We start from the raw sequence: 7,220 nt of genomic DNA, 5'->3' as shown, positions 1-7,220 counted from the left end.
GGCATAGATTAAATGGCTATAAGAGAATTAATGAAATGCTAAATAATGTAACTTTTATTGATGGCATTTCTGAGCATGAAGTTGACAAAATAAAACAGGATAAAAATTATGCCGCTTAATTCCCATATACTAGATTTGATAATAACTCCATAAGAAGCGTTATAATCTAGGTATTTTAGCTATTATATTTATTTTTATAATTTTATATAGCTCTTTAGAATTATCATTTTATACTTTTGGCTTTGTGGATTAGTTTTAGTTTAGCTTTGCTGTTGAAGATTATTATAGTTTTTGTGGTTGAAAAAGATAGAAAATAATAATTTCTATTCTGTTAGTTATTTGACATATTAAACTCAGCGAAATATAGTGGTTTTGAGGATTATAAACTCTTCTTTATGAGAATTTATTTAGCCTAATCTAAAAAAGCATAATCATTTAAAATGAATACTGTAAGCCAGATGTTACGAAGTTTTGTGATTCACCAGTAAATGATATTGTATAGGTATAAGATACTTTTAGACTAAGATTATCGACGTACTTGATTGGAAACATAACTCCAACTGGGAAGACTGCAAATCCTCCCCATGTATTATTTGTATCTAAATAGCTACTTGGAGCATTACGTTGATTAGCTATACCATTAATATTTGTGTGTCCAATTCCAAGTCCGGCAGCAGCATATGTGGTTACATAATTATTTATTTTGTAATAGTATTTTGCAGCTCCAGCAAAATAGTTATTAACCTGAGTCGTATTGTATTAGCTAACAAGAAAATTTTGGTATACAAACTCCACAGCATAAGATTCACTAAATCTATATCCTAAGTTAGCAACGACAGTTCCACCACCTTTAGGCATATTGGTTTGTTGCCCCCAACCGCCATTAATTGCGACATATATTGATGGTTTAAAAGTCTTCTTGGTTATATCGTCAAGATCGTTAATGTTATAGTAGTTTGGTGGTAATCTATAGAAATTCTCGGTATCTTTTTCAAGTTTTTTGGAATCTGATTTAATATTAGTATCAAGCTCAGTATTTGCTAACACTTGGTTAGCTATCAAAAAAAGAATTATGCTGAATAAAAGATTTTTTATTTTCATACTTATTTAATAAAAACTTTAGGGTATGATTTAGTCTGAATAATTAGCATCAAACTGAATTTTTTGTGATGGTGCTAGTTTGACACCAATCTCTTCAGCTAAGTCTAACATACTCATAATGAACTGTTCTCGTTGCTCTAGCTCTTCTCCCCAATCTGCAGAGATAAAGAAAACATAAACTAATATTTTTATAGATGCGGGTTTTAGATTATTTACTCTTACGTAATATCCTTCTTTTCTCATATGTGAAGTATTCTTGATTAACTCATTGATAGCATCAACATAGGATCTAAGTTTAGCGGTAGGTGTTGATTCATCAACCTCAAGAGCGGTCATATATCTTCTATATATCCTCTCACCCATATTATTGATTTGTGATGTTACAAAAGCATAGTTAGGGATAATCAATGCCGAATCCTCAAATGTTCTAATAGTCGTACTTCTTAGACCAATTTTCTCAACTATTCCTTCTTTATCTTTTATAATTACCCAGTCACCAATTTTTATAGGTCTTTCTATAGCTAGTATTATTGAGCCAAAGAGATTTTCAATTGTGTCTTTACCAGCCAGAGCAATAGCAAGACCACCAATCCCAAGAGCTGCTAAGAAATGAATCATATCAATTCCAAGCTCTTGGATAATGAATCCTGTAATAATTAGAATTATAATTAGCTTAATTATCTTGTTTGCGATAATCAGTGCAAAGGCAAATCTTGCTGATCTGTTTGGATCTTTGACTTTCTTGTAAGAGGATATTGTAAAAGAGCACAACACATTCACTATTTCTGTACATAAGAACATAATGACAATGCCGTACACAATTCTAAATACAAGATCAATATAATAACAGGTATCTACAAAGATAATCATTGAGTTAAAAAAGAAGAAATATCCAATATACATAGATATCATCAATGATGTTGCGATATTAAGTTTTTTGATGGTTTTGAAGTCTTTGTTTTCAAATATATTACTAAGGATTCTAAAGACTGGACTTAGAAGACAAAATGCTAGCTTATAAGAGATGTAAAATAACGTTAGTGAGATGATACCTATAATCATACTGTATATAAATTGATTATATTCAGTCAAAAGAGCAGGGATGTTTTCCCAGATGGTATAATGCAAACTGTAACTTAAAGGGTCTCTAGGAGAGTCAATCGAATCATTTAGGTATGTATCAACAGCATTTAATAAAGTTTGTTTGGTAAATATCCAGCTATATTTACCAGTATTGGTATCTTTGACGTATTCAAGGTATATACTTTTACCAACTTCAGGAGATGTATATATCATTACAAGATTACTACCTGGAAGAACTTCTCCTGGAATATTTCTAAAGGTTATATCAGCATTTTCGAATATTTTATTCATACTAAAGGCAACAAATGAAGCATAACCTTCTCTAATATTTTGAGGTACCCATGGAATGTCCATAGTTGCAAAAGCATCTTGCATGTCAAAACGATAGCTTTGGTTGACTCCAAAAATAAATCTCATATATGATAATATAGGCATTGAGACATCTTTTATATTAATCTATAGTAAAGTTCTTTTCTTGTCTATATTCGGTAAATTTTTCGGTTGTTTTACTGTTATCAAAATTCTCTTGAGTAAAGTACCAATCACCATTTTCTTTTTTTGCCAAGTAGAAAGTTTGTTTCTCGGCACCTGTGCCTAGAGTTATATCTAGTTTGTTACCGGTTGCTTTGTTAGGTACATCTTGAAGTTTAAAGTTTGTTTTTAGAAGTGCTACAAGCATTTTATTAACATTGATATCTTGTTCACTAATTGTATGGTCATTAACTTTAATATTTTGGGGAGAGATACAATTTATCACATCATAGTAGTATTGATGATAACCAATCCAAGATCCCAAAGATTTATAATAAAAGTTAGTGAACAAGTTGCGCGGGGTTTTGTTGTTAAAAGTACTGACTTGATTTTTTCTTATGAGACCTAAAGACTGATCCTCTATACTTTTAAAGGTTTGGTCAGACAAATATTTAGCATTGAAAAAAGGTTTTGCGTAGGCTATTACAGATATGATGGCGATAGCCAAAAATAGTATTTTTAAAATCCGTATCAGTAAAGAATATTTTTTGTTTATATACATTGTTACTTTTATATAGAAAATATTTTAGAGATTTTAGATTAATGAAAAAAGCTATGCAATTTATTTTTAGCCTTAGCAATTGCTATAAAGTATGTGTATTAACTAAGTAATTATAGCAAAGAGGTATGATTTTAAATGTTATTTATAGTAATATTTGTAGCTAAGTTTATAAATAATAAGTGACTAAAATGTTTTCTCATCTTCGTGTCCATACAGGATATTCTGTTGTTGATAGTACAGTTCGTTTAGGAGATCTTTTTGCTCGAGCAAAAGATAAAAGTATTGTCGCGGTAGCATTAACCGATGTGTGTAATTTATTTGCTGCGGTTAAATTTTATAAGCAAGCTTTATCAAATGGGATTAAGCCTATCTTTGGCGTAGAGCTAAAGATTGATACAGAATTTGGCGTATGTGATTTAGTACTATTAGCAGAAAATAATCAAGGTTATCAAAATATAGTTAATCTAGTTTCAAAAGCATATCAAGAGGCTGATAGGTTTGGTTCAATACCATTAATCCCCAAAGACTGGCTAAAAGATATAAATTTGGCAAATATCATCTGTCTAAATGGTGGTCAGAATGGCGAGCTAGGCAAAGTTATTTTAGCTAAAGATAATATCAAGGCTGAAGAAATTATTAGTGAAAATATCGCAATTTTTGGTAGAGATAATTATATTATTGAAATTCACAAACTTGAGTATGAAAATGAGGGCTTATACAACGAGAAAGCACTTGAATTTGCAAGTGAGCATAATCTCATAGCAGTAGCGACAAACTTGACGGTATTTATGGAGTCAGATGATTATGATATTCATGAAATCAGAGCTTGTATCAATGAAAAAACAACGATCCTTGATGAGTCGCGTAAATCTAAATTTACAAGAGAACAGTATTTAAAGTCAGCTGATGAAATGTATCAAACTTTCTCAGAGTTACTAGTGTTGTTAGAAAATACTTTAGCAATAGCAAAAAGGTGTAATGTAACATTTGATCTAGGTAAACCATGTTTGCCAACGGTAGATATTCCAGATAATTTGACAGAGAGAGAATACTTTTCAAAGCTATGCTATAAGGGTTTAGATAAACGTTTAGCAAAAATTTTAGGAAATAGACCAGCTGATAAACATGAGCATATTATAAAAGTTTACAAAGATAGACTACAACGTGAGATTGATATCATTTGTGATATGGGTTTTCCTGGTTATTTCTTGATAGTTGAAGATTTTATTAGATGGTCAAAAGAGAATGATATTCCAGTAGGTCCAGGGCGTGGTTCTGGTGCTGGTTCATTAGTAGCTTATTCACTGCTTATTACCGATATAGATCCTTTACCGTATGGGTTGCTTTTTGAGAGATTTTTGAATCCTGAAAGGGTATCGATGCCAGATTTTGATATTGATTTCTGTATCCAGGGTCGAGATAGAGTTATCAAATATGTAGAGCAGAAATATGGCAAACAAAGTGTTGGGCAAATTATCACTTACGGTACTATGGCTGCCAAAGGTGTCGTGCGAGATGTAGTGCGTGTAATGGGACAGAGTTTTGGTTTTGGAGATAGGATTGCTAAGCTAATACCAGAAACGCCTGGGACAACATTTAAGAAGATTCTTCATGAAGGTGAGCCTCTATACGATGAAATGCAGGCAGATGAAGAAGTCGCTGAGATTGTTGAAAAAGCTCAAAAGTTGGAGGGTTTACCACGAAGTTTAGGCAAGCATGCCGCTGGTATTGTGATATCGCCAACCGTGATATCAGATTTTGCACCTGTATATTGTGAAGATAAAGGTGGAGATATAGTTACCCAATTTGATAAGGGCGATGTTGAAGATGTTGGTCTTGTGAAGTTTGACTTCTTGGGACTGAAAAACTTAACAATCATCAAAAATGCTATTGCAAGTATCAATGCTAAAAGACCAACTAATCAAGCATCTCTAGATATCTCTGATATTCCTCTTGATGATGAAAAGACATTTAAACTACTACAGGCTGGTAAAACTATCGGTATATTCCAGCTAGAGTCACAAGGGATGCAACAGATTGTCAAAGATCTTGGCACTTCAAATTTTGAGGAGATTATCGCCCTAGTAGCCCTATATCGTCCTGGTCCGATGGAGAATATTCCAACATTCGTAGATCGTAAACACGGCAGAAAGCAAACTATTTATTTACACCCATTACTAGAAGAAGTGCTTAGAGAGACTTATGGTATACCAGTTTATCAAGAGCAAGTAATGCAAATGGCGCAGAAGCTAGCTGGTTATACTCTAGGTGGAGCAGATTTATTGCGTCGAGCAATGGGTAAGAAAAAGCCAGAAGAAATGGCGCAGCAGCGTAAAATCTTTAAAGAAGGTGCTGCTAAATATCACGATATTGAAGCTGGTCTTGCTGATGAGATATTTGACCAAATGGAAGCCTTTGCTGGTTATGGTTTCAACAAATCTCATGCTGCGGCTTATGCGTTGATTGCTTATCAAACGGCTTGGTTAAAAGCTCATTATCCTGATGAATATATGGCTGCTCTTATGTCAGGGGATATGGGCAATACAGATCAGTTGGTTAAATTTATTTTAGATGCTAAGAATATGGGTATCACAGTTTTAGCGACAAATGTAAATAAGAGTGTCTATGACTGTATTGCAGCTTCAAAAGGAACAATCTTATTGGGCCTAGGAGCTATCAAAGGTCTAGGTAGTGAAGCGATCAAAAGTATACTTAATGAGCGTGAGGAAGGTGGTGAGTTTAGTTCTATTTTTGACTTAACTCGTAGAGTGGACTTGCGTAAGGTTAATAAAAAAGCACTCGAAGCACTATGTTTTGCAGGAGCTATTAAGGATATCTCTAGAAATAGAGCAACAACTTTCAATTCTATTGAAAAAGCTATTAAAAATGCTGGTTATGTAAATGATATGGCTGCTGCTGGGCAAAATGATTTATTCGGTTTTACAGAACAAGAGAGTGATACTGATACAGAGCTTGAAAGAGAGTGTATTGTAGAAGAGTGGAATCTTAGAGAGCTTTTGATTAATGAGAAAAAAGCATTAGGAATGTATTTCTCAGGGCATATTATTGATGGTGAAAGTCATTGGCGTAATCATGTTAGCTTTAGTGATCTTGAGAAAATTCAAAAACCAAACATGGATGGTAATTCTGTAAGAATTATTGCAAGTATGATAACACCACCAGCTAGACGAAAAACTAAAACTGGTAGAGTTTTATATATTATTAATATTGATGATGAGTTTGATAGAGCAGATTGTCTTGTTGGTGAAGATGTATTTGCTGCAGTTAAAGATAATATCCAAGTTGATGATGTGGTTGTAGTAGAGGGTAAAGTTAGCCGCGATAATCAAAGAGAGTGCAATAAGCTAAGTGTTGATAAGGTACAACCAATATCACAATATATTGATGAGAATTTTAGTAAAGTTGAGCTGAATTTAAGAAGTCAAAATGTAAATTCAACTAACCTAAAAAAAGTATTAGATAATCTCAAGAAAAATATAGCTACTACTGATATTCAAAGAGAAAATGTCTTAGAGATAAAAGTATCTCTAGATGATGTTGATGCTAAGTTTGAATATTTTCGAAAGCCATTCTCAGTGTATGAGTTTGTTAATGATATTAGTAGGTTAATAGCTGAGGGTACTACTGTTAGTTTGAGTGGGATTTAAAAAAGCTAGATTGTATTCTGAAAGTTTTAAATAGTTGAAAGAGAGTTCCAAATATAGTTTATTAGGTTTTGACGAAACTAAAATAAACGATAAGGAACTAAAAAATGCCAAAGCACTTAACTCTTTCAAATAGATATTGTATAGAAGAATTACTTAAATTAGGATACCAAACATCTCAAATAGCCAATAAAATTGGCTATAGTGAAAGAGCTATAAAAAAGGAACTTAATCGCACTAGTATAAATAGTGACTATAATGCTGAGATAGCACAGAAGCTATATCAAAGCCGCAGAACTTCAAATAATCATAAGCTATCCTGTAAAGTTAAAAAGCTA

At 32.7% G+C, this 7,220-nt stretch carries 5 protein-coding genes; 2 read left to right on the top strand and 3 right to left on the bottom strand.

Features of this window, described 5'->3' with window-relative positions; genetic code table 11:
- Window positions 1-759: 759 nt before the first annotated feature.
- The 3 genes from F8C69_RS10730 to F8C69_RS10725 all read right to left on the bottom strand — a co-directional run bounded on the left by F8C69_RS10730 (window position 760) and on the right by F8C69_RS10725 (window position 3,163).
- Window positions 760-1,047, bottom strand: coding sequence for a hypothetical protein (locus tag F8C69_RS10730; protein ID WP_236352396.1), 288 nt, complete (start codon window positions 1,045-1,047; stop codon window positions 760-762).
- An 84-nt stretch (window positions 1,048-1,131) separates the two neighbouring features.
- Window positions 1,132-2,559, bottom strand: coding sequence for a mechanosensitive ion channel family protein (locus tag F8C69_RS07785; protein WP_236352394.1), 1,428 nt, complete (start codon window positions 2,557-2,559; stop codon window positions 1,132-1,134).
- Between the two features lie 76 nt (window positions 2,560-2,635).
- Window positions 2,636-3,163: a hypothetical protein gene (locus F8C69_RS10725; RefSeq protein ID WP_234393708.1), complete on the bottom strand. Its 528-nt coding sequence runs from the start codon at window positions 3,161-3,163 to the stop codon at window positions 2,636-2,638.
- A gap of 242 nt (window positions 3,164-3,405) precedes the next feature.
- On the opposite strand from F8C69_RS10725, the gene dnaE reads away from it, so the two are divergent.
- Together dnaE and F8C69_RS07775 are read left to right on the top strand one after the other, a co-directional pair.
- A complete protein-coding gene (gene dnaE / locus F8C69_RS07780; RefSeq protein ID WP_159184800.1) occupies window positions 3,406-6,885 on the top strand; it encodes a DNA polymerase III subunit alpha in 3,480 nt (1,159 codons plus the stop codon).
- Window positions 6,886-6,989: 104 nt separating this feature from the next.
- Window positions 6,990-7,220 (top strand): helix-turn-helix domain-containing protein (locus F8C69_RS07775; RefSeq protein WP_159183974.1); only part of this gene is annotated, 231 nt, incomplete at its 3' end.

Source organism: Francisella noatunensis subsp. noatunensis (assembly GCF_009823375.1).
GTDB classification, from domain to species: Bacteria; Pseudomonadota; Gammaproteobacteria; order Francisellales; family Francisellaceae; genus Francisella; species Francisella noatunensis.
The sequence above is the reverse complement of the archived record's forward strand: the minus strand, read 5'-3'. Positions and strand labels throughout refer to the sequence as shown.

Excerpts from the sequence above, each read along its gene's own strand:
- dnaE (WP_159184800.1), top strand. The coding sequence starts at position 3,406 with ATGTTTTCTCATCTTCGTGTCCATACAGGATATTCTGTTGTTGATAGT.
- F8C69_RS07785 (WP_236352394.1), bottom strand. The coding sequence starts at position 2,559 with ATGCAAGATGCTTTTGCAACTATGGACATTCCATGGGTACCTCAAAAT.